Raw genomic sequence first — 21,796 nt, 5'->3', positions numbered from 1 at the left:
CCAGACAATCCGGGGTCATCGGACGGGCCGGTCAACGGAACCCGGGATCGGCGGTGGCTGCTTCGAAAACCGCCGAGGCGGGCGAAAAACCCGCGAGGATATTGATCCGTCCATCAGCTTTATTTGCCGCTGTCCCTGACATATCTTGCGGGCAAATCCATCTGAACGAAAGCTGGCCGGCGCGATGCGCGAACTGTTTGACGAACCCGCAGAACAATCCCCGCTCGATCCGCAGGAGGCGGTGCGGCGCCACATCCGCACGCCCCGGCGCAAGCGTTTCTACACCGGCGCCGGCGTCACTGACGCAGACGGCGGATTTGCGATCACGCTCGACGGCAAACAGATCCGCTCGCCGTCCGGCAAGCCGATCGTGGTGCCGACGCGCGCCATTGCGGACGCGGTCGCGGCGGAATGGAATGCGCAGGGCGAGACCATCGATCCCATGACCATGCCGCTGACGCGGCTTGCCAACAGCGTGATCGAGGGGGTGATCGATCGCGTCGACGAGGTCGCCGAAGACGCCGCAAAATTCCTCGGCAGCGATCTGCTGTTCTATCGCGCCGGCCATCCGGATTCCCTGGTGGCGCGCGAGGCCCGGCATTGGGACCCGATCCTGTTCTGGGCCGCCGATGCGCTCGGCGCCCACTTCGTGATGGCCGAGGGGGTCATGCATGTCGGCCAGCCCGAGCCCGCGATCAGGGCGGCGCGCGCGGCGTTCCCGGCCGATCCATGGTCGGTCGCGGCGCTCCATGTGGTGACGACGCTGACCGGCTCGGCGCTGCTGGCGCTGGCCTTGATGCACGGTGTCCGCGACGAGGACCAGATCTGGGCCGCTGCGCATGTCGACGAGGACTGGAACATCGAGAAATGGGGCGTCGACGAGGAGGTCGCTGCCCGCCGCGCCGCCCGGCGGGTCGACTTCAAGGCCGCCGCCGGCGTCCTGAGGGAGCTCAAGCCGGCTGCCGGTTAACGAGGGGTTTACGGCGCCGGGCTAGCCTGCGGGCTGATCCTGCCGCCTGGCCGAGACCTCCGACATGGCACTTGCCATCAATCCCGTGCTGCCGGTGCTTGCCTCGAACGAGGCGGGCAGTGTTGCGCCAGACCTCACGCTCGAGGCGGGCAGCGTCGTCAATGCGCAGGTCTTGAAGGTGCTGTCGGCCGATCTGGTGCGGATCGCGATCGCGAGCCTGTCGATCGACGTCCAGACCGAGGTGCCGCTGCAGCAGGGCCAGAACCTGCAGCTTGCGGTCTCGCAGACCAGTGACGGCAGCGTTCGCCTGCAGCTGGTCGGGCCGGGCGCCGACAACGGCGATGCGGTGCAGCTGTCGCCGCGCGTCCAGGGGGCGGCCGACGTCAGCGCCGCGTCGCAGCCCGTCGCCACGGCGCCGAAGGCGGTGCTGACGCCACTCGAGCGCGTCACCATCACCGCAACGGCCCAGAACGCGGCGGCGGTGCAGGGCAGCCAGGCGCCGCTGTTTGCCAATCTCGCGGCGGTCGCCTCCGCCAATCTGCCGCCAAAGCTTCAGGCCGCGATCGCACAGGTGCTGGCGCAGCAGACCGGCCTCGACGAGAATCTGAGCGGCGATGCCGTCAAGACCGGCTTCCAGAAATCCGGCCTGCTGCTCGAGGCGACGCTTGCTTCGGGCGTTGCGCCCACAAGCGGCAGCGCGCCCGATCTGAAGGCCGCGCTGATCGTGCTGCGCCAGGCGCTGACGTCGGTTGGTGCCGGCGACACCGCCAGGCCTGCATCCACGCCGCTCGAGCGGCCGACGCTTGCCAATGCCGGCACGACGCCGAGCCTCGTGCCGCCGGCAACGCCCGACCTCGACGTTCAGGAGATCCTGCTGCCGCAGGCCCGCGTGCCGATCGCCGACGATCTCGGCCGCGGCGCCACCGGGCTCGCCGGGGCGCTCGCGGATGCGCTCGATGCCGGGCCGTCGTCGGGCGGCGCGCTCAATCTCATCCAGGAAGCGCTGCACGAGCTCGGCAACCCGGCACGACAAGGCGCCGCGCCAAGGGAGATGCTGCCGGGCGAGGTGCCCGCACGCAGCAACACGCCGCCACCGCCGTTTCACGGCGCGCTGCCGTCGGCGCAGGCCGTGGCCGAGCCGTCGATAGCGCCGGGCACGCCGATTGCTGCCGCCGCGCATCGCCTGTTGGAAAACACCGACGCGGCACTGGCGCGGCAGACGCTGCTCCAGGTCGCCTCGCTGCCGGATCGCGGCGACGCATCGCGTCCGCAGCTCGACGCGATGGTGCCGCGCTGGAATTTCGAGATCCCGTTCCTGACCCAGCAGGGCACGGCGATGGCGCAGTTCGAGATTTCCCGCGACGGCGGCGGCAGCGAGGTCGACGCGGCCAAGCGGGTATGGCGGGCGCGCTTCACGCTCGACGTCGAGCCGGCCGGCCCGGTGCATGCGCTGGTCTCGCTGAACAGCGAGCGCACCTCAGTGCGGATGTGGGCCGAGCGTCCCTCGACCGCCGCGCAATTGCGCGCCGGCGCATCCGAGCTGAGCCAGGCGCTGACCAGGGCCGAGCTCACGCCCGGCGATATCGAGATCCGCGACGGCAGCCCGCCGCAACCCGCGCCCGCGCGCGCCGGCCATTTTCTGGACCGCGCATCATGAGCGACGCGAAGAACCAGCTCGCCGTCGCCCTGCATTACGACCACGCCGGCGCGCCGCGCGTGGTGGCCAAAGGCAAGGGCGCGATCGGCGCCAAGATCATCGAGGTCGCCAAAGCCAACGATATCCCGATCGAGGAGAACGAGGTCCTGGCCGGTGCGCTCTCCAATGTCGAGCTCGGCGACGAGATCCCGGCCGAGCTCTACAAGGCCGTCGCCGAAGTCTTGGTGTTCGTGCTGCGGCTCTCGGGCCGGGTGCGCTAGCCGCTTCGAGCGAAGTGGGCACCGGCCCGCGTGAAGAAAACGCGTCAAACAAGCAAGCCTTATTGCCATCCTTTCACCACGATGGCATCAGCATCGTCGTCAACCCGAACCGTTTCAGGTCCTGTCGTGATCCATCGTCGCCATGCGCTCGGTCTGCTTGCTACCGCCTGCATCTTGCCGTCGCGCAGCTTCGCCAACGTGTCCTACCAGCGCAGCGAGTTTCGCGAGGATCTGGCAAAGCGCTTCTTCGATCTCGGCACCGAAGGCACCTTCGTCGGCTACAAGATCGACGACTATCTGATTATCGCGAGCGACAAGGTTCGCTCGGGCGAGGGCAAGTTACCGGCCTCGACTTTTAAGATCCCGAACGCGCTGATCGCGCTCGAGACCGGCGTGGTGCAGGACCCCGACAAGGACGTCTTCAAGTGGGACGGCACAACCCGCAGCATCGAGGCCTGGAACAAGGATCACACGCTGCGCTCGGCGCTCGCGGTATCGGCATTTCCGGTGTTTCAGGAGATCGCCCGCCGGATCGGCGAGGAACGGATGAAGAAGTACATCGACATCATCGACTACGGCAACCGCGACATCGGCGGCGGCATCGATCAGTTCTGGGTGACCGGCAATTTGCGGATCGATCCGGTGCAGCAGATCGATTTCCTCGACCGGCTGCGCCGCGGCGTGTTGCCGGTCGGCAAGCGCAGCCAGCAACTGGTGTGCGACATCCTTCCGGTGACGAAAGTCGGTGACGCCGTCATTCGCGCCAAGACCGGATTGACCGACAAGGAGCACGGCTCGCTCGGCTGGCTGGTCGGCTGGGCCGAGAAGGGCGGTGACGTCACGGTGTTCGCGATGAACATGGACTGCAAGACCCAGGCGCAGATCGACGCGCGGATGAGCGTCACGCAGCAATGCCTCACCGATATCGTCGCGTTGTGACGGGCTGACCTGCGCGCGCCGCGGCTGGTCGTGGCCGCGCGCCTCGACTAGCATCCTCCGACAAAAGCAAGAACCGGAGGAAATCATGCAATCAGCATCCGTCTGGCTGTCGTCGCTCACGCTGGCCGCGGCCGGCGGCTGGCTCGCGGCCACGATGTTCTCAGTGCCGGCCACCAGCAAGGAGCCGCGCTTCCCGCAGCTCACCATGGAGCAGCTCAACGACCTGCAAAAGCCGCTCGGCGAGCAGATCATGAAGGTGTCGAGCGTCGGCATCGGCGGCCCCTACAATCCGATCATCCGGAGTCCGGTGCTCGGCCAGCGGCTCTACGATCTCTTCTACTATTTGCGCTGGCAGACCTCGGTGCCGACCAGGCTGAACGAGTTCGCGATCCTGATCATCGGCCGGCAATGGCGCTCGCAGGTCGAGTGGTTCGCGCATGCGCCGCTCGCGGCTAAGGCAGGTCTGTCGGCGGACGTGATCGCCGAGCTGAAGGCCGGCAACCGGCCGTCGAAAATGGCCGAGGACGAGGCCGTCGTGTACGATTTCGTCACCGAGCTGACCACGACCAAGAAGGTCTCCGACGAGACCTTTGCGCGGGCCAAGAAGCTGTTCAACGATCAGCAGATCGTCGACCTCACCGCGCTCGCCGGCAATTACGTGATGGTCGCGATGATCCTGGCGATGGCCGAGGAGACCGTGCCGCCGGGCAAGGAGGAGCCGTTCAAGGTCGGCGAGAAGTAGCGAACGCCGCGGCGATCGGGTGCGTGCTACCGCCCGATCGCCCGCAGCAAGGCCGGCATCAGCTTCGGGTCGCGGCATTGCGCGACGTTGAAGCGCATGAAGGCGGCGGCCGTCTGCGAGGCGCTGAACACGTTGCCGGGCGCCAGCACGACATTGTCGGCGAGCGCTGCGCGCGCCACGTCGGCGGAGTCGCGGCCGTCGGGCAACTCGCACCACAGATAGAAGCCGCCGCGCGGCATCAGCCAGGGCTCGATGCCGATGCGCTGCAGTTTGTCGCCGACGTCGCGACGGGCGCGGGCGAGGCGGCGGCGCAGCTCCTCGACATGCTTGCGGTAGAAGCCGCTCGACAGCACGCTTGCGATGATCTCGGTTGCGACCGCGCTCGGGCCGCCAAAACCGGTCGCGACCTGGAGGTCGACGAGATCCTCGATCCAGTCAGCTCGAGCGGCGATGAAGCCGCAGCGCACCGAGGCCGACAACGTCTTGGAGAAGCTGCCGATCCGGATCACGCGGTTGAGCCCGTCGAGCGCCGCGAGCCGCGCCGATGGCTCCGGCTCGAAATCGGCGAAGATGTCGTCCTCGACGATCGTCACATCATGGGCCGCCGCGGCATTCAGCACGCGGTGCGCAGTTTGCGGCGACAGCGTCGCGCCGGTCGGATTATGCAGCGCCGAGTTGGTGACATAGAGCCGTGGCCGCTCGGCGGCCAGCACCGCCTCGAAGCTTGCGACGTCGGGTCCAACAGCGGTGTAGGGCACGCTGACGATCTTGACTTGATGTGCGCGCAGCAGCGCCCGGAAATTGAAGTAGCAGGGATCGTCGACCAGCACGGTGTCGCCGGGCCGCAGCAGGAAGCGGCAGACCAAATCGATCGCCTGGGTACCGGACGCGGTGAGCAGGAGCTGCTCGGGCGGCACCTCGAGGCCCTCGTCGGCAAACCGCGCCATGAGGATGCGGCGCAGCGCCAGCGAGCCGCGGGTCGCGCCATAGTCGGAAAGCACGGCGTCGTCGGCGCGCGCCAGGCCGCGCAACGCGCGCCGCAGCGCTTCGGTCGGCATCCACTCGGCCGGCAGCCAGCCGCAGCCCGGCTTCAGCGCGCCGTCTTCGGCATCGAGCGATTGCCGCGACACCCAGAACGGATCGACGGCGCGGTCGCGCTGCGGCTGGTCTTTTGCGAGAGCGAGCGGGGGCAGTGCGGTTGAGGAGACATAGAAGCCGGAGCCGGGCCGGGGCCGGATCAGGCCCTCGGCCACCAGTCGGTCATAGGCCTCGACCACGGTGGAGGGCGAGACGCCCATGGTGGCGGCAAGGCCGCGGATCGAGGGCAGGCGGTCGTCAGCCACCAGCGCCCGGCTCGCCATCCTGGCGCGGATCGCGTTCATCACGTCGGTGGTCCGCGTCGCCTTCGGCGGATCGGATTGCGGCGCATCGGATGGCTGTTGCAAGTGTATGCCTACCTTCATCCATACAGTTTTGCGATATTGTACTGATCTGTAGCTGCCTTGGCGAGCCCCCGACCGCTATGTTCGGCGGTCGGAAGGCAAGGTGTGATGGACAAGGCTTCGATCGAGGGCTGGGGCAGCGGCCTGCTCGGCGTGATTATCTTCAGCGGCTCGCTGCCGGCCACCCGCGTCGCCGTGGCCGGGTTCTCGCCGCTGTTCCTGACCTCGGCGCGCGCCGCGATCGCGGCGCTGCTCGGTGCCGCGCTGCTCGCGGTGCTGCGGCAGCCCTGGCCGCAGCGCAAGGACCTGGTCTCGCTCGTCATCGTCGCGCTCGGCGTCGTGATCGGCTTTCCGCTGCTGACCGCGCTGGCGCTGCAGCATATCACCTCGGCGCATTCGATCGTGTTCATCGGGCTGCTGCCGCTGTCGACCGCCGTATTCGCAGTGCTGCGCGGCGGCGAGCGGCCGAAGCCGCTGTTCTGGCTGTTCTCCTGCATCGGCAGCGCGACGGTCGCAGCCTTCGCATTGTCGGGCGACGGATCGGCGTCGCTGACCGGCGATCTCCTGATGGTTGCGGCGATCGTCGTCTGCGGCCTCGGCTATGCCGAAGGTGCGGCGCTGTCGCGCCGGCTCGGCGGCTGGCAGGTGATCTCCTGGGCGCTGGTGCTCTCGGCGCCGGTGGTACTGCTGATGACGATCATGACGCTGCCGCCGAATTGGGACGGCATCGGCGCGCCGGCCTGGCTCGGGCTCGCCTATGTCTCGATCTTCAGCATGCTGGTCGGCTTCGTGTTCTGGTATCGCGGGCTCGCCATCGGCGGCATCGCCAGCGTCGGCCAGCTGCAATTGCTGCAACCGTTCTTCGGCCTCGCGCTGGCCGGGCTGTTGCTGCACGAGCCGGTCGCCTGGTCGATGATAACAGCGACCATGCTGGTCGTGGTCTGCGTCGTGTTCGCGCGCCGGTTTGCTTGAGTGGGGTGGAGGAGGCCCGGGGGGGCCAGGCGCCACGAGCCAAATCGCAGCCCCACAACACAACGCCGTCCGCTTGAAATATCCGCGGGCGGCGTTGGTCCTAGCCCCAGGAAGGGTGTTGCAAAATCCCTGGCAGTTATAGGTCTGCCTGCCCCAGCAAAGGTTCAGGCAAAATCGCTCGCCGGGACGTCATCGCTTCAAGCTCCTCCCGGATAGACCGGGCTATGGCGATTTGCCGATCCGGCCGAGGTGGGTGGTGCTAAACCCGACCGAATATTTCAGCCCATAGCCGAGCGCGCGGTCGATCCCGATATGGGCGAGCCAGATCATCGCGATCGACAGCACCAGCGGCCCTTCGCCGGCAAAGCCCAGCGTCATCAGCGCCACCGGCGCCAGATAGGTGTGGGCGGCGTTGTAGGCGATGGCGCCGACGCGAGGGCCGGCGAGATAGGCGGCAAAGCTTAAGTCCGGCACCAGGAACAGCAGGACATAGACCAGCCAGGACCCATCCCATTTGTAATAGAGCACGGTCATCCCGACGAACAGCACCAGGCCCTCCAGCCGGAGCAGGGTGCGCACCCCGCCGGTTGCCGTGCCGGTCTCCGTCACGGTTGTTTCGGTCATCGCTGTCTCCCCCACATGTCGGAAAATCCTACCGTTTTTGCGCCCGATACCGCCCACAAGCGGCTTTCCGGTTCCGAAATTGCCGTGCTAAAGCCATTTCCGAACGAAGCGGGACCCCGGCTGGCGCCGGGACGCGGACTGTAGCTAACACGGGCGGAAACAAATGAAAGACATCCTCGACACCCTCGAAGAGCGGCGCGCCGGCGCCAAATTGGGCGGCGGCGAAAAGCGCATCGAGGCGCAGCACGCCCGCGGCAAGCTGACCGCCCGCGAGCGGATCGAGCTTCTGCTCGACAAGGGCTCGTTCGAGGAATTCGACATGTTCGTCGAGCACCGCTCGACCGAGTTCGGCATGGAGAAGACCAAGGTTCCCGGCGACGGGGTCGTCACCGGCTGGGGCACGGTCAACGGCCGCAAGACCTTTGTGTTCGCCAAGGACTTTACGGTGTTCGGCGGCTCGCTGTCGGAAACCCATGCGCTGAAAATCACCAAGCTGCAGGACATGGCGATGAAGGCGAGGGCGCCGATCATCGGCCTCTATGACGCCGGCGGCGCGCGCATTCAGGAGGGCGTCGCTGCCTTGGCGGGCTATTCCTACGTGTTCCGCCGCAACGTCATCGCCTCCGGCGTGATCCCGCAGATCTCCGTCATCATGGGCCCCTGCGCCGGCGGCGACGTCTATTCGCCGGCGATGACCGACTTCATCTTCATGGTGAAGAACACCAGCTACATGTTCGTCACCGGCCCCGACGTGGTGAAGACCGTCACCAACGAGGTGGTCACCGCCGAGGAGCTCGGCGGCGCCTCGGTGCACGCCACGCGCTCCTCGATCGCCGACGGCGCGTTCGAGAACGACGTCGATGCTCTCTTGCAGATGCGCCGGCTGATCGACTTTCTGCCGTCGAACAACACCGACGGCGTGCCGGAATGGCCGAGCTTTGACGATATCGGCCGGGTCGACACGTCCCTGGACACGCTGATCCCCGACAATCCGAACAAGCCCTACGACATGAAGGAACTGATCCTCAAGGTCGTCGACGAGGGCGACTTCTTCGAGATATCGGAGACCTTCGCCCGGAACATCGTCACCGGCTTCGGCCGCATCGCCGGCCGCACCGTCGGCTTCGTCGCCAACCAGCCGATGGTGCTGGCGGGCGTGCTCGACAGCGATGCCTCACGCAAGGCCGCGCGCTTCGTGCGGTTCTGCGACGCCTTCAACATCCCGATCGTCACCTTCGTCGACGTGCCGGGCTTCTTACCCGGAACCGCGCAGGAATATGGCGGCCTGATCAAGCACGGTGCGAAATTGCTGTTCGCCTATTCGCAGTGCACGGTGCCGCTCGTCACCATCATCACCCGCAAGGCCTATGGCGGCGCCTTCGACGTCATGGCCTCGAAGGAAATCGGCGCCGACATGAACTACGCCTGGCCGACCGCCCAGATCGCGGTGATGGGCGCCAAGGGCGCGGTGGAGATCATCTTCCGCAGTGACATCGGCGATCCCGACAAGATCGCCGCGCGAACCAAGGAATACGAAGACCGCTTCCTGTCCCCCTTCATCGCCGCCGAGCGCGGCTACATCGACGACGTCATCATGCCGCATTCGACCCGCCGCCGGATCGCGCGGGCCCTGGCGATGCTCAGGGATAAGAAGGTCGAGATCCCCGCGAAGAAGCACGACAATTTGCCGTTGTGAGGGGGATGCGCTCGTAGGCTAACATCCGATCCGAAAGGCTGGGCGCGTGTGGATTAAGTCTGTCGAGATAAGGAACTACAAATCGTTTGAACAAAGCGGTCGGCTCAATTTCGATCGGCATATGAACGTTGTGGTGGGTGCAAATCATTCAGGGAAATCGGCACTCCTGAGTGCGCTCGCAAATAAATATCGCGGAGCACCGCATAGGAGCTCTGCCCTGCGAAAGAGCGAGCCTTCTAATCCCACTTCGTCTGTAGATTTCCGGTTTTGTGTTTCGGGTCGGGAGGTGCGCGACGTCATTCTGGCGTACAACCTGAATTTAGATGTACCAATCCCTTTGGAGTGGGCTTCAGGTGCGTCGCAGAAGGAGGTGTTAGACCGACTGCTGAATATGGAGGAACTTACAGTATCGGCGAGGTCAATCGCCGGAGATAAGAATGGCCCCGGTTGGACTCAATCTCCTTTCCCTTCAACAAACCTCTTCGAGCTAGATGGTCCGGGAACCGCAGCGTTTCTACATGTCGTGGCACAACAGGAGAAGAATGACATTCTCGCCACGCAACTCGCTCCCGGACAGAATGACAGTTTTGCCGCCAGCATTGCACCGAGACTGGAGCAATCAATATATTTTTTTGACGCCCAACGTGTGCCGCGGAACCAGTATGCTTTCGGCTCGTCAACACAACTCAATTCCAATGCAGATAATCTCGCCGAAGTGCTGAATGTACTGCAGGCGAATCGAACAGCCTTTGCCGAGTACGTTGACGCTGTAGCTCGAGTCATTCCGGCTGTGAAATGGATCAGCGTGACGCCCTCAAGTGTGCACGGAAACCAAGTCGAAGTTCGAATTTGGAATGTTCCAGACTCTACGAAGAGAGATGATTTAGCCATCCCGCTGGCCGAGTGTGGAACGGGGGTCGGTCAAATTCTATCGATCCTGTATGTGGTTATGAGATCAAGTGGCAATGTCATCGTCATTGACGAGCCAAATAGCTTTCTTCATCCGCGGGCAGCTAAATCACTGATGGGCATTTTGAAGGAAGACAGGTCAAATCAATACATCATATCGACGCACTCTCCGGAAATTTTGGCGTCGTCGGAGCCGGACCGCTTCTATTCACTTAAGTTCGCTAAGGAAAAAACAGTTGTCACCGAAGTCACCAGGTCAGACTTTGCCAGTATCAAGCAGGTCCTGAGTGAGTTAGGCGCGCAGCTTTCAGACGTATTTGGTGCCGACAACGTGCTCTGGGTCGAGGGGCCGACTGAAGTTCAGTGCTTCCCACTTCTTTTGGCCGCAGGAGGACGTGTACCAGGCTCAGGACTGACCTTCGCTCCTCTCCGAAATACAGGGGACTTGGAAAGTCGACACGGAGCGATCGTCGCGGACATCTATCGAAACCTTAGCTCGGCTCATTCCATCCTTCCAACTACTGTCGCAGTTTCGCTGGACGGAGATCAGCGAAGTATAAAGGACCAAGAAAATCTCGAACGTGCATTTGGGAGTGTGCTGCATTTCTTGGATCGTCGCTGCTATGAAAATTACCTCATCCATCCGGTCGCGATTTGCAGTGTACTCAACGCGACCGAGACATTCGGAGGAGTGCTGACAGCAAGCCAAGTGCACGAATGGATACTTGAGAACGGGAAGGATGAGAGACTAAAGGCGCAAGAGTATGAAGTTTTGTCTCCGGAATGGCTCGCGCGAGTCGACGCGCCTCGGTTGCTGGAGCAGCTCTTCCAAGATATCTCCGGCGCGAAGGAGATTTACCGAAAGCCGTTGCACTCTGTTGCACTTACCAAGTGGTTGGTCGAACATGATCACAGATTTCTTGATGAACTGATCAATTATGTTGTTGGACTAGTGCCGAAGCTTGATGCGTAGAAGCTGGCGAAGTGCAACCCATCGCAACTCGAAATAGCTAGGTCGACGCTATAGCCGACGTCGCAACGAGGGCTGTCCGATGACCGAAGACGATCCGACCGACGATATTTCTGAGATCGAAGCGCGGATCGAGGAGCTTGCCGAGAGCGCCGAACGATCGCGGCGGATCATTCTCGGGTCGAAGGTCGCGATATTGGGTGGCTTCGCATTGCTGTTCGTCGCGCTGCTTGGCCTGTTCGGGGCCGGTCAGACCGCGGCGCTCGGATCGATTGCGCTGGTGCTCGGCGGCATCGTGTCGCTTGGCTCGAATGTCAGCACGTTGCGGCAGACCGAGGCCGCGATCAGCACCGCCGAGGCGCGTCGTGCGCGTCTGATCGGGGCCATCGACCTGCGCCTGGTTCATGATGCGCCGCTGAAGTTGATGTGACGCGATGATCGTAGCCCGGATGAGCGCAGCGATATCCGGGGGCCGGACTATCGGTGCGGCGCGCGCCGTTTGCGCGATGTTGGGGCCACAGCTTGCTTCAACAACGCAGCGCTGTGGTTATGGGTCGTCCCGGCTCCCGTGCGCAATTGCGCACTAGGCCGGGACGACAGCGGAGGGAGTTGCGTCCCCCTAATGCGACGCCAGCGGCACGTAATCGTAGTCGCCGACGCCTTGCAGCACCAAAAACATCAGCGACGTCGTGCCGGCGTTGGTGACGAGGTGAGGGCGGGTCGGTTTCACGGCGTAGACCTCGCCTACCTTCAGGTTCACTTCCTCCTTCGGCTCCTGCAGGAACAGCCGCATCTGTCCCTCCAGCACGTAGAACGTGTCGGGGATGTTGCTGTGGGTGTGCCACGGCACCTTCTGGGTCGGCGAGAGCTGCAGCTCGGTGATGCGGAAGCCGGGGCGGGCGGCGTGCTGGGCGCGGCGCTCGACTTCGTAGAGGTGGCTGGCATCCGTGATCGGTTGTCCTGGCTTCATGGCGGCCTCCCGGAGATGGTCTTGTGCCGCGATGCTAGTCCTGTTCGATGCAGCGCGAAACCGGCCGAATGGGCATGACGGGCACGACGCGATAGCGTGACGCGCGCGATCTCCTCGTGCTCGCGGAGGAGAAGACGGCGTGATGGTTATGTGACGTCACAACATCGCGAACGCAGCCGCGACGCATAGGGTTCCGCGAAAGCTGAACGCGCGGTTCAGCGAGCGTTCAGGCCGTGGCGAAAAAACTGGCTGACGCCTTGGTCCAACGCAGCAGCAAAGGAAAACACTCATGGAACGCCGGGATTTTCTGAAGATCGCCTTCGGTGTCGCCGCCGGTGCGGTGACGTTCGCAGCGACCGCGCAGGCCGCGCCGCTCGCGCCGCTTCCGCTCAATCAGGATGCACGTGCGCCAGCGGCTGGTGATGCGCATTCGGCCGTCACCACCGGCGAGGAGGTCGATCGCCTGAAGCCCGAGCAGGTGCGCTGGCATCATCGCCACTGGGGTTGGCATCACAGGCGCTGGCACCACAGGCATTGGGGCTGGCGCCGCCGCCATTGGCGCCGGCATCACTGGCGTCATCATCACTGGCGCCGCTGGTGACATTGACTTGATATCAAAGAAAAACCCCGCGCGAGGCGGGGTTTTGTTTGCGCAGGTGCGCCGCGATCAGATCGGGCGGCAGCGGCCGTAGCGCCAGGCAAAGCCGTAGGGGCAGGCGCGGACGCGCGGCGCGACCACGACCGGGCCGGGTGCGACGACGATGGGGCGCTCAACCACGACCGCGCCCGGAGCGACGACGACGGGGCCACGATTCCTGACGCAGCCGCCATAGGGGCCGCGGTGCCAGCCCGGGCCGCAGCCACCGGCAGCATCAGCGGCGCTGATGCCGGCGAATGCGGTCGTCACCAAAACTGCTGCTGCAAAAAGATACTTCATGTCTTCTCCTTTTTAATTGGGCCGCGCTGCGGCACCGCAACAAACTTTTACTTACCGATTCGCCCGGCCGGATCATTGCAGAAGCCGTGCCCGATGTCGCCGACCTTAATGTTGCGGGCTGAATGCGACATGAATGTTGCAGCTCACGGCTGCGTCAGCGCGCCGCAAGCAGGTTCAGCATCAATTCGAAATATTTCACAGGCGCGAAGGCGGTGCGCGCATGCCCGCTGGAATGCGCGATGCTACTCGCCCGCGCCGAACAGCGCGGCGAACCGCTTCTCGCCGTTTCGCGAAAAATTGACCACGCGGCTGCCCGGCGCAGCATCGCGCGCGGCCCATTTCAGCTCAGTGAAGCGGTCCATCATCGCGGCGCCCAGCGTGCCGGCGAGATGGTGCCGCCGCTCGCTCCAGTCGAGGCAGGCCTTGCACACCGGACGGCGCGGATGCGTCAGCGCATCCGCGTCGATCTGCAACTCCTCGGCCATGAAGCGCTTGCCTTCGCCGGTGAGCTCGATCGCCTGCTTGCTCTGGCGCACCAGCTTCTGCCGTCTCATGCTGTCGAGCATCTGCACGCCGAGATCGCCGGCGAGGTGGTCGTAGCAGATGCGGGCACGGCGCAGCGCCGGATCCTTCGGCCCGGTGCGCACCCGCATGTGGCCGGCGCGGGCGGCGATGCCCTGCAGGCCTTCGAGCACGTCGGCGACGTCGGGGTCAGAGAGCCGATAGTAGCGGTGACGCCCTTGCTTGTCGGGCTCGATCAGCCCGCCGGCCTCGAGCTTGGCGAGATGCGAGCTCGCGGTCTGCGGCGTGATGCCGGCTTCCTGCGCGAGCTCGCTCGCGGTCAGCGCGCGGCCGGTCATCAGCGCGGTCAGCATGTTGCAGCGTGCGGGATCGCCGACCAAAGCGGCGATCCGGGAGATGTCGGGTCCTGCTTTCATAGTTCGATGATAGCCGAAGCATTGGTGTCGGACAAGCGGGTAGTGTCAGCGTCGGAAGCAGGCTCGTCATTTGCGCTCGCAATGACGGACAAATCAGGAGGCCGCCAATGACCATCACCGTCTTCATCCGCTACCAGCTCGATCCGTTCAAGCGCGCGATGTTCGAGGAATATTCGAAGAACTGGCTCTCGATCATTCCGCGCTGCGGCGGTGACCTGCTCGGCTACTGGATGCCGCATGAGGGCACCAACAACATCGGCTTCGCGCTGATCTCGTTCGAAAGCCTCGCCGCCTACGAGGCCTATCGCGCGCGGCTGCGCCAGGACAGCGAGGGCATGGCGAACTTCCGCTTCGCGGAGGAACACCGGTTCATCCTCGCGGAGGAGCGGACATTTTTGCGCAAGGTCGGGGCTTAGCCATTGCGCTTCGCCGAGCACACTGGCGTGTTGCCCTGTGCGTGCCTATCTCTGCGCGGCCAACGATATCAGGGAGCGACCCATGCCACTGCCAACTGCTGACAAACGCGCCGCCTTCAAGAAGTTGCACGAGAGCGGATGCTTCATCATCCCGAACCCGTTCGATGTCGGTAGCGCCCGCGCATTGCAACATCTCGGCTTCAAGGCGCTGGCCTCGACCAGCGCGGGTTTTGCCTGGACCATCGCCAAGGCCGACAACCGCGTCACCGTCGATGATGTCTGCGATCATCTGACCGCGGTGTGTGCGGCGGTCGATATTCCGGTCAACGCGGATTTCGAGGGCGGCTTTGCGGTCGAGCCCGACAAGGTCGCCGTCAACGTCGCGCGCGGCGTCAAGACCGGCGTCGCCGGGCTGTCGATCGAGGATTCCACGGGAGACGCCGCCAACCCGCTGTTCGAGCACAAGCTCGCGGTCGAGCGCATCAAGGCGGCGCGCAAGGCCATCGATGCCGACAACAGCGGCGTGCTGCTCACCGGCCGCTGCGAGGCGTTCCTGTGGGGCAAGCAGGACCTCAATCTGGTGATCGAGCGGCTGCAGGCCTATTCCGACGCCGGAGCCGACGTGCTCTACGCGCCTGGCATCAAGACCAGAGAGGAGATCTCCGCAGTCGTGAAGGCGGTGGGGCCGAAGCCGGTCAATCTCCTGATCGGCGGCCCATCCGAGCTTTCGCTGCAAGCGGTGACCGATCTCGGTGTGCGCCGCATCAGCGTCGGTGGCGCACTGGCGCGGATGGCCTGGACCGGCGTGATGAAGGCGGCGAAGGAGATGGCCGAGAAGGGCACCTTCACCGAATTCGCCAACGCCTATCCCGGCGGCGAGCTCAACAAGATGTTCAAGTAGCCGTCACAAAAAAGCAGCGGGCCGCTGGGGCCCGCTGCTCGCGCCTGGTGAGTATCGGCGCTCGTTACTTCGCATTCTCGGCCGGCGGGGCGGCCGGCTTGTTCATGTCCGAATTGTTCATGTCAGACGGCGGGTTGGCTGGTGCCGCGGGGCTGGCCGGCGCCGCGCCCGTGGTCATGCCGGGCTGGCTGTTCGACTTCGGCGTCACGTCGCGCATGCCCGGAGGCGGCGCGGCCGGATTGACCGGCTGGGTCTGCGCGGTCTGCGTCGACGGCGTCGTGCCGGCTTCGTGCACCGACGTGTTGTTCAACCCGTAGAACAGTGCGCCGAGCACCACGGCCACCGCAACTGCGAACATCGTGACCTTGGTGCTGCTGGCCGGTCCGTCCTGGAGTTCCGGATCCGGCTGCAGCTCGTTGTCCAGGCTGTTGAAGCGCGCCTGACGGCGGATTTCCTCATCGGTCAGGTTGGCGCGATACGGATCGTCAGGTTGGTAAGCCATTTCAAAGTTCCTCCGTTTGCCCCCCAAAGGCTAGAAACAAAGGCTAGACGCGGGAGACAATTGCTGGCGCGCGAGGATGTTCCGCGCCAATGTTGCAACCCGTTCATGATGGAACCGCCGATTCCACGGTTCCGAACCTGTTCCATGAGGCCTCTCCGATGTGGACCATGCCGCCCACCGATTCGGTGCTGCACATCCTCTCGTTCATCGCGGTTGCGGCGCAGTCGATGACGGCGGCGCTGGCGGCCGGCAGGCGCAGCATGGATTGGGCCGGCGTCTGCATGCTGGGTGCGATCACCGCGCTCGGCGGCGGCACCATCCGCGACGTGCTGCTCGGGCATTATCCGCTGCTCTGGGTCAAGCACCCGATCTACCTCGCGATCGCGGCGGCGGGCGCCTTCGCCACCATCCTGCTGGCGCGGCTGGTGGTCAGGCTCAATCTCGCCTTCCTGGTGCTCGATGCGATCGGGCTCGTGGTGTTCACCATGGCCGGCTGCGATATCGCCTGGCAGGTCGACGCCTCGCTGCCGATCGTGATCGTCTCCGGCATGATCACCGGCTGCGCCGGCGGCGTGCTGCGCGACATCCTCTGCAACGAGGTGCCGCTGCTGTTTCGCAGCGAGCTTTACGCCAGCGTCTCCGTGGTCACAGGGCTGTTCTATGCCACCGCGTTCGGTCTGAACCTCAACCCACCGGTCTGGACCGTGCTGACCTTCGTGCTCGGCCTGACCTTCCGGATGCTGGCGTCCGCTACAAATGGGAGATGCCGAAATTCGTGTTCAGCGGCGAGGAGCGGTGATTGGCTACTCGCGCCCCGGACGCAGCGCAGCGCGCTCGCGGTGCGCTGCGTCCGGGGCCCATGTCAGCCGATGAGCCAGGTGGGTCCCGGTTCTGCGGAGCAGCGCTTCGCGCCGCGCCCGGGACACGATACCTATTTCGTCCGCATCTTGGCGACCTCGTCTGCGGTGACGGCCGGTGCCGCATTGCCCCAGGCATTGCGGATGTAGGTCGCGACGTCTGCGACCTCCTGGTCGGTGAGCTTCGGATAGGCCGGCATCGAGCCTGCGTTCGGCGCGCGCGGCGTGGTCACGGTCTGGGCGCCGTCGAGGATGATGCGTAGTGTGCTCGCCGGATTGGCCGATTGCAGATTGGCGTTGCCGGGCAGCGGCGGATAGATCCGCGGCGCGCCCGAGCCGTCGAGCTCATGGCAGGCGATGCAGGCCCCGCGATAGATCCGCTCGCCATTGCTCATCTGCGCAGGCGAGGGCGGGGTGACCGCAGGCTCCGGTGCGCCGGCCGGCAGGCTCTTCAGATAGACCGCGATCGCGCGCACATCGGCGTCACTCATCTTCGAGGTCGAATTGACTACCACCTCGGACATCAGGGGGCCGGCGTGGCTGTGTCCGTTGCGGCCGCTCTGCAGATATTCGGCGATGTCACCAGCACTCCAGGATTTCAGCCCGCTGCGCGCAGCGCCATCGAGCCTGGGCGCGAACATGCCCTGGACTGTGCTGCCGCCGAACGCCTGGTCGCGCTTGTCGGCGCCGAACGCATTCTTCGGCGTGTGGCAGGCGCCGCAATGCGCGAGGCCCTCGACGAGGTAACGGCCGCGATTCCATTCAGTGCCCTTGCTCTGATCCGGCTGGATGATGCCGGGTGTGAAGAACAGATAATTCCACGCCCGCATCAGCCCGCGATAGTTCAGCGGCCAGCGCAGCTCCGGCGGAGGCGCCTTGTTGCTGACCGGCGCGAGCGTCGCGAGATAGGCGCGGATCGCGATTATGTCGTTGCGGATCAGTTTGGTGAAAGAGGGATAGGGGAAGGCGGGATAATAATGCGTCCCGCCAGGCGAGACGCCGCTGCGCAGCGCGCGAAGGAAATCGTCGTCGCTCCAGCCGCCGATGCCAGTATCGCGGTCGGGGGTGAGGTTCGGCGAGAACACCGCGCCGAATGGCGTGTCGATCCGCTTGCCGCCGGCGAACGGCTTGGCCGGGTCGGCGGTGTGGCAGCTCGCGCAGTCGCCGGCGATGGTGAGCGCCTTGCCGCGGGCGATGACGTCGTCGGTGGCTTGAGCCGCGCATTCGCGGGCCGCGAACGCACTGCACAACAGCACAACGGCCAGAATCGCACCCGTCGCTCGATGTCGTCGCCGCATCCAATCACCTTCCGGTCCGCAAGACGCGTTACGCCATTTCGCCGCGGGCCTGTCCTGCGACAGAAACCGAAACGGCGCTCCGATATTCCCGGCACTAAGTTGCGATTTTTAGGCGACCGGCTTGGTCGCCCAGAATTGTGCTGCGCAGGCGAGAAAATCCGACATAGACTGGTTCTAACAAGTTCGGATGACTAGCTAAAAAGCAGTCGTCGCGACCAGCGCAAAGAGGGCTAAATGGGAATCAACCAAGGGCCTATCAGCCTCGACCAGAAATACACCCAGGGCACCGGCCACGTCTTCATGACCGGCATCCAGGCGCTGGTCCGCCTGCCCATGGCGCAGATCAGACGCGACCGCGCTGCAGGCCTCAACACGGCGGGCTTCATCTCCGGCTATCGCGGTTCCCCCCTCGGCGGTTACGACCAGCAGCTGTTCGCCGCCCGCAAGCATCTCGAGCAGTACAACATCAAATTCCAGCCCGGCGTGAACGAGGATCTCGCGGCCACCGCGATCTGGGGTTCGCAGCAGCTCGCCCTGTCGCCCGGCGCCAAATATGATGGCGCGGTCGGCATCTGGTACGGCAAGGGCCCCGGCGTCGACCGCTGCGGCGACGTGTTCCGCCACGGCAATGCGGCCGGCTCCGCCAAACATGGCGGTGTGCTTTGTCTTGCCGGCGACGACCACGGCGCAAAATCCTCCACCGTCCCGCATCAGTCCGACCACGCCTTCATCTCCGCGCTGATGCCCTACCTCTACCCCTCCAGCATCCATGAAATGATCGAGATGGGCCTCCTGGGCATCGCGATGTCGCGCTACTCGGGCTGCTGGGTCGGCATGAAGGTGATCACCGAGACGGTCGAGACCACCGCCGAGATCGACCTGACCGACGAGATGACGCCGTTCATCATTCCCCCCGATTTCGAGCTGCCGCCGGGCGGGCTCAACATCCGCTGGCCCGATGACCGTTTCGAGCAGGACCGCAGGCTGCAGGACTACAAGGGCTTTGCCGCGATCGCCTTTGCCCGCGCCAACAAGGTCAACCGCGTCACGATGGATTCGCCGAACGCGCGCTACGGCATCATGGCCTCGGGCAAGAGCTATGAGGATATCCGCCAGGCGCTGCGCGAACTCGGCATCACGCCTGAGATCGCCGCCAAGATCGGCCTCCGTCTCTACAAGATCGGCATGCCGTGGCCGCTGGAGCCGGAAGGCGTACGCAACTTCGCCGTCGGCCTCGAGGAAATCTTCATCGTCGAGGAACGCCGCGAGATCGTCGAGAACCAGGTCAAGCAGGAGCTGTTCAACTGGCGCGACGATGTCCGCCCACGCATCGTCGGCAAGATGGACGATCACGACAAGCGCTTCCTGACCTTCGCCGCCGAGCTCAGCGTGGCCTCGCTTGCAAGCTCGCTCACCGAACGGCTGCTTCGACTTAATCTCAATCCTGAAATCGCCGAGATGCTGCGCGCCAAGGCGGATTGGTTCAACGGCCGCCAGTCGACCCAGATGCAGGCGACCGCGCCCGTCACCCGCACGCCGTATTTCTGCTCGGGCTGCCCGCACAACACGTCGACCAAGGTGCCGGAAGGCAGCCGCGCGCTGGCCGGCATCGGCTGCCACTTCATGGCGCTATGGATGAACCGCTCGACCGAGACCTTCACCCATATGGGCGGTGAGGGCGTGCCGTGGGTCGGCATCGCGCCGTTCACCAACGAGAACCACATCTTCGCCAATCTCGGCGACGGCACCTATTTCCACTCCGGCATTCTGGCGATCCGCCAGTCGATCGCCTCCAAGGCCAACATCACCTACAAGATCCTCTACAACGACGCGGTCGCGATGACCGGCGGCCAGCGCCATGACGGCGATCTCTCGCCGCAGCAGATCACCTTCCAGCTCCACGCCGAAGGCATTCGCGAAATCTATCTGGTCTCGGAAACTCCCGACGCCTATCCGGCCGATACCATCGCGCCCGGCGTCAAGCTGTTCCATCGCGATGAGCTCGAAAACGTCCAGAAGATGTGCCGCGATACCAAGGGCACCTCGGCGATCGTGTTCGTGCAGACCTGCGCCGCCGAAAAGCGCCGCCGCCGCAAGCGTGGCCTGATGGAGGATCCGCAGCGCCGCGTGCTGATCAATCCCGCGGTCTGCGAAGGCTGCGGCGACTGCTCGGTGCAGTCGAACTGCATCTCGGTCGAGCCGCTGGAGACCGAGCTCGGGCGCAAGCGCACCATCAACCAGTCGACCTGCAACAAGGACTATTCCTGCGTGAAGGGATTCTGCCCGTCCTTCGTCACGGTCGACGGCGGCAAGCTCAGGCGGCGCGCGCCGCCCGATCTGGGAGCGATCGGCGATCTGCCGGAGCCGGCATCGAAGCCCGCGCTCGACCGGCCCTACAACATCGCGGTCGGCGGCGTCGGCGGCACCGGCGTCCTGACCATCGGCGCGCTGCTCGGGATGGCCGCTCACATCGAGGGCAAGGCCTCGATGATCCTCGACATGTCCGGCCTTGCGCAGAAGGGGGGCGCGGTGCTGAGCCATGTCCGGCTCTCCGAGCACACCGCTGATGTGACCTGTTCGCGCATCGTGACCGGCACCGCCGATCTGGTGCTTGCCGCCGACGAGGTCGTGGCGGCCTCCAAGGACACCATCACGCTGTGCGATGCGAGCCGCACCGTCGGCATCATCAACAGCCACGTGATCCCGACCGCGGATTTCATCCTCAATCGCGACTTCAACTTCCAGAGCCGCAAGGTCAACAGCGTGCTGGAGACCGAGCTGCGCAAGGACTCCGCTTTCTTCGACTTCACCAAGCCGGCCGAGGCGCTGCTCGGCGATAGCATCGCCACCAACATCATGATGATGGGCTTTGCCTATCAGCGCGGATTGCTGCCGCTGTCGGCGGAAGCGATCCAGCAGGCGATCGAGGTCAACGGCGTCTCGATCAAGATGAACACGCAGGCGTTCCAGCTTGGCCGTCTGGCCGCTGCCGATCCGGCACGGCTGAACGGGATGATGAAGTCCGAGGACGAGGTCGCTCCGCCGAAGACGCTGGATGCGATGTCGCTCGACGAGATCATCACCCATCGTATGGGATTGCTGACCGACTATCAGAACGCGCGTCTGGCAAAACGCTACCGCAAGCTGGTCGACCAGGTGCGCGACGTCGCCACCAAGGGCGGCTATGGCGAGGCGCTGCCGCGCGCGGTCGCGATCAACTACGCCAAACTGCTCGCCTACAAGGATGAGTATGAGGTTGCGCGGCTGTTCAGCGACGGCCGCTTCGAGAAGCAGCTGCGCGACCAGTTCGAGGGCGAGTTCAAGTTCAACTTCAATCTCGCGCCGCCGATCCTCGGCGGCGGGCTCGACGCGCAGGGCCGTCCAAAGAAACGCGCCTTCGGTTCGTGGATGATGTCGGCCTTCAGGGTGATGGCGAGATTCCGCTTCCTGCGTGGCACGCCGCTCGACATCTTCGGCTACAACGCCGACCGCAAGCTCGAGCGCGACCTGATCGCGGGCTATGAGAAGGACGTCGCGACGGTGCTGGGCCTGTTGTCGCCGCTCAATCACGACATCGCGGTCGAACTGCTGTCGCTGCCCGAGCGCATCCGCGGCTACGGTCCGGTGAAGGACAAGGCGATCAACGAGGCGAAGGTTCGCTACGCGCAACTCGCCGCCGACCTCGCCAACCCGCCGCCGGCGCCGCGGCAATTGGCGGCGGAGTAGGCGTAACCACACATTCAATGTCGTCCCGGGCAAGCGAAGCGCGACCCGGGACCCATAACCACAGGGTCGT

General features: G+C 64.7%; 20 protein-coding genes and 2 pseudogenes. 15 read left to right on the top strand and 7 right to left on the bottom strand.

What is annotated here, in order from left to right:
• The first annotated feature begins 184 nt into the window (after positions 1-184).
• The 5 genes from K359_RS0124645 (at position 185) to K359_RS0124625 (ending at position 4,568) form a co-directional block, all read left to right on the top strand.
• On the top strand, positions 185-970 hold the full coding sequence (locus K359_RS0124645; protein WP_029081727.1) for an ATP12 family chaperone protein: 786 nt from the start codon (positions 185-187) through the stop codon (positions 968-970).
• Between the two features lie 64 nt (positions 971-1,034).
• Positions 1,035-2,627, top strand: coding sequence for a flagellar hook-length control protein FliK (locus K359_RS0124640; RefSeq protein ID WP_029081726.1), 1,593 nt, complete (start codon positions 1,035-1,037; stop codon positions 2,625-2,627).
• Positions 2,624-2,887, top strand: a complete 264-nt coding sequence (locus K359_RS0124635) for an EscU/YscU/HrcU family type III secretion system export apparatus switch protein (RefSeq protein ID WP_029081725.1) — start codon at positions 2,624-2,626, stop codon at positions 2,885-2,887. Before K359_RS0124640 ends, K359_RS0124635 begins: the two co-directional genes overlap by 4 nt.
• A gap of 126 nt (positions 2,888-3,013) precedes the next feature.
• Positions 3,014-3,826, top strand: a complete 813-nt coding sequence (gene blaOXA, locus K359_RS0124630; protein WP_029081724.1) for a class D beta-lactamase — start codon at positions 3,014-3,016, stop codon at positions 3,824-3,826.
• A gap of 85 nt (positions 3,827-3,911) precedes the next feature.
• Positions 3,912-4,568 carry a carboxymuconolactone decarboxylase family protein gene (locus K359_RS0124625; RefSeq protein WP_029081723.1) on the top strand — a complete coding sequence of 219 codons (657 nt, stop codon included), beginning with the start codon at positions 3,912-3,914 and terminating at the stop codon, positions 4,566-4,568.
• Positions 4,569-4,594: 26 nt separating this feature from the next.
• Here K359_RS0124625 and K359_RS52885 read toward each other — a convergent pair whose 3' ends face one another.
• Positions 4,595-5,950, bottom strand: coding sequence for a PLP-dependent aminotransferase family protein (locus tag K359_RS52885; protein ID WP_035977036.1), 1,356 nt, complete (start codon positions 5,948-5,950; stop codon positions 4,595-4,597).
• A 168-nt stretch (positions 5,951-6,118) separates the two neighbouring features.
• Between K359_RS52885 and K359_RS0124615 the strand changes: the two genes are divergently transcribed.
• The gene (locus K359_RS0124615) at positions 6,119-6,982 is read left to right on the top strand and encodes a DMT family transporter (protein ID WP_029081722.1); all 864 of its coding nucleotides are present in this window, start codon (positions 6,119-6,121) and stop codon (positions 6,980-6,982) included.
• A 222-nt stretch (positions 6,983-7,204) separates the two neighbouring features.
• Here the strand turns inward: K359_RS0124615 and K359_RS0124610 are convergent, their stop codons facing one another.
• Complete coding sequence (locus K359_RS0124610; RefSeq protein ID WP_029081721.1) at positions 7,205-7,606, bottom strand: DUF4260 domain-containing protein; 402 nt, start codon at positions 7,604-7,606, stop codon at positions 7,205-7,207.
• A gap of 163 nt (positions 7,607-7,769) precedes the next feature.
• On the opposite strand from K359_RS0124610, the gene K359_RS0124605 reads away from it, so the two are divergent.
• From K359_RS0124605 to K359_RS0124595, 4 genes and pseudogenes are all read left to right on the top strand, one after another.
• Positions 7,770-9,302 carry an acyl-CoA carboxylase subunit beta gene (locus K359_RS0124605; protein ID WP_029081720.1) on the top strand — a complete coding sequence of 511 codons (1,533 nt, stop codon included), beginning with the start codon at positions 7,770-7,772 and terminating at the stop codon, positions 9,300-9,302.
• 46 nt (positions 9,303-9,348) lie between these two features.
• A pseudogene (locus tag K359_RS66235) lies at positions 9,349-9,471 on the top strand (AAA family ATPase); the annotation flags it as partial.
• Between the two features lie 117 nt (positions 9,472-9,588).
• On the top strand, positions 9,589-11,184 hold the full coding sequence (locus K359_RS0124600; protein WP_029081719.1) for an AAA family ATPase: 1,596 nt from the start codon (positions 9,589-9,591) through the stop codon (positions 11,182-11,184).
• Positions 11,185-11,263: 79 nt separating this feature from the next.
• Complete coding sequence (locus K359_RS0124595; protein ID WP_029081718.1) at positions 11,264-11,611, top strand: hypothetical protein; 348 nt, start codon at positions 11,264-11,266, stop codon at positions 11,609-11,611.
• A gap of 189 nt (positions 11,612-11,800) precedes the next feature.
• Here K359_RS0124595 and K359_RS0124590 read toward each other — a convergent pair whose 3' ends face one another.
• Positions 11,801-12,151, bottom strand: coding sequence for a cupin domain-containing protein (locus tag K359_RS0124590; RefSeq protein ID WP_029081717.1), 351 nt, complete (start codon positions 12,149-12,151; stop codon positions 11,801-11,803).
• Between the two features lie 289 nt (positions 12,152-12,440).
• Here K359_RS0124590 and K359_RS0124585 point away from each other — a divergent pair, with 289 nt between their 5' ends.
• On the top strand, positions 12,441-12,752 hold the full coding sequence (locus K359_RS0124585) for a twin-arginine translocation signal domain-containing protein (protein WP_029081716.1): 312 nt from the start codon (positions 12,441-12,443) through the stop codon (positions 12,750-12,752).
• A 66-nt stretch (positions 12,753-12,818) separates the two neighbouring features.
• On the opposite strand, the gene K359_RS0124580 is transcribed toward K359_RS0124585, so the two are convergent.
• Together K359_RS0124580 and K359_RS0124575 are read right to left on the bottom strand one after the other, a co-directional pair.
• Positions 12,819-13,088, bottom strand: coding sequence for a GCG_CRPN prefix-to-repeats domain-containing protein (locus tag K359_RS0124580; RefSeq protein WP_029081715.1), 270 nt, complete (start codon positions 13,086-13,088; stop codon positions 12,819-12,821).
• 242 nt (positions 13,089-13,330) lie between these two features.
• On the bottom strand, positions 13,331-14,026 hold the full coding sequence (locus tag K359_RS0124575) for a helix-turn-helix transcriptional regulator (protein WP_029081714.1): 696 nt from the start codon (positions 14,024-14,026) through the stop codon (positions 13,331-13,333).
• A gap of 107 nt (positions 14,027-14,133) precedes the next feature.
• Between K359_RS0124575 and K359_RS0124570 the strand changes: the two genes are divergently transcribed.
• Together K359_RS0124570 and K359_RS0124565 are read left to right on the top strand one after the other, a co-directional pair.
• A complete protein-coding gene (locus K359_RS0124570; RefSeq protein ID WP_029081713.1) occupies positions 14,134-14,442 on the top strand; it encodes an NIPSNAP family protein in 309 nt (102 codons plus the stop codon).
• An 82-nt stretch (positions 14,443-14,524) separates the two neighbouring features.
• Complete coding sequence (locus tag K359_RS0124565; protein WP_029081712.1) at positions 14,525-15,343, top strand: oxaloacetate decarboxylase; 819 nt, start codon at positions 14,525-14,527, stop codon at positions 15,341-15,343.
• Positions 15,344-15,407: 64 nt separating this feature from the next.
• Here the strand turns inward: K359_RS0124565 and K359_RS52880 are convergent, their stop codons facing one another.
• A complete protein-coding gene (locus tag K359_RS52880) occupies positions 15,408-15,845 on the bottom strand; it encodes a hypothetical protein (protein ID WP_051346350.1) in 438 nt (145 codons plus the stop codon).
• 158 nt (positions 15,846-16,003) lie between these two features.
• Between K359_RS52880 and K359_RS52875 the strand changes: the two are divergent.
• Positions 16,004-16,644, top strand: a pseudogene (locus tag K359_RS52875) (trimeric intracellular cation channel family protein).
• 132 nt (positions 16,645-16,776) lie between these two features.
• On the opposite strand, the gene K359_RS0124550 reads toward K359_RS52875, so the two are convergent.
• The gene (locus tag K359_RS0124550; protein ID WP_029081711.1) at positions 16,777-18,000 is read right to left on the bottom strand and encodes a cytochrome c; all 1,224 of its coding nucleotides are present in this window, start codon (positions 17,998-18,000) and stop codon (positions 16,777-16,779) included.
• Between the two features lie 234 nt (positions 18,001-18,234).
• On the opposite strand from K359_RS0124550, the gene K359_RS0124545 reads away from it, so the two are divergent.
• Positions 18,235-21,726, top strand: coding sequence for an indolepyruvate ferredoxin oxidoreductase family protein (locus tag K359_RS0124545; protein ID WP_029081710.1), 3,492 nt, complete (start codon positions 18,235-18,237; stop codon positions 21,724-21,726).
• Positions 21,727-21,796: the final 70 nt, after the last annotated feature.

Source organism: Bradyrhizobium sp. th-b2, from assembly GCF_000426785.1.
Lineage (GTDB): Bacteria > Pseudomonadota > Alphaproteobacteria > Rhizobiales > Xanthobacteraceae > Bradyrhizobium > Bradyrhizobium septentrionale.
The sequence above is the reverse complement of the archived record's forward strand: the minus strand, read 5'-3'. Positions and strand labels throughout refer to the sequence as shown.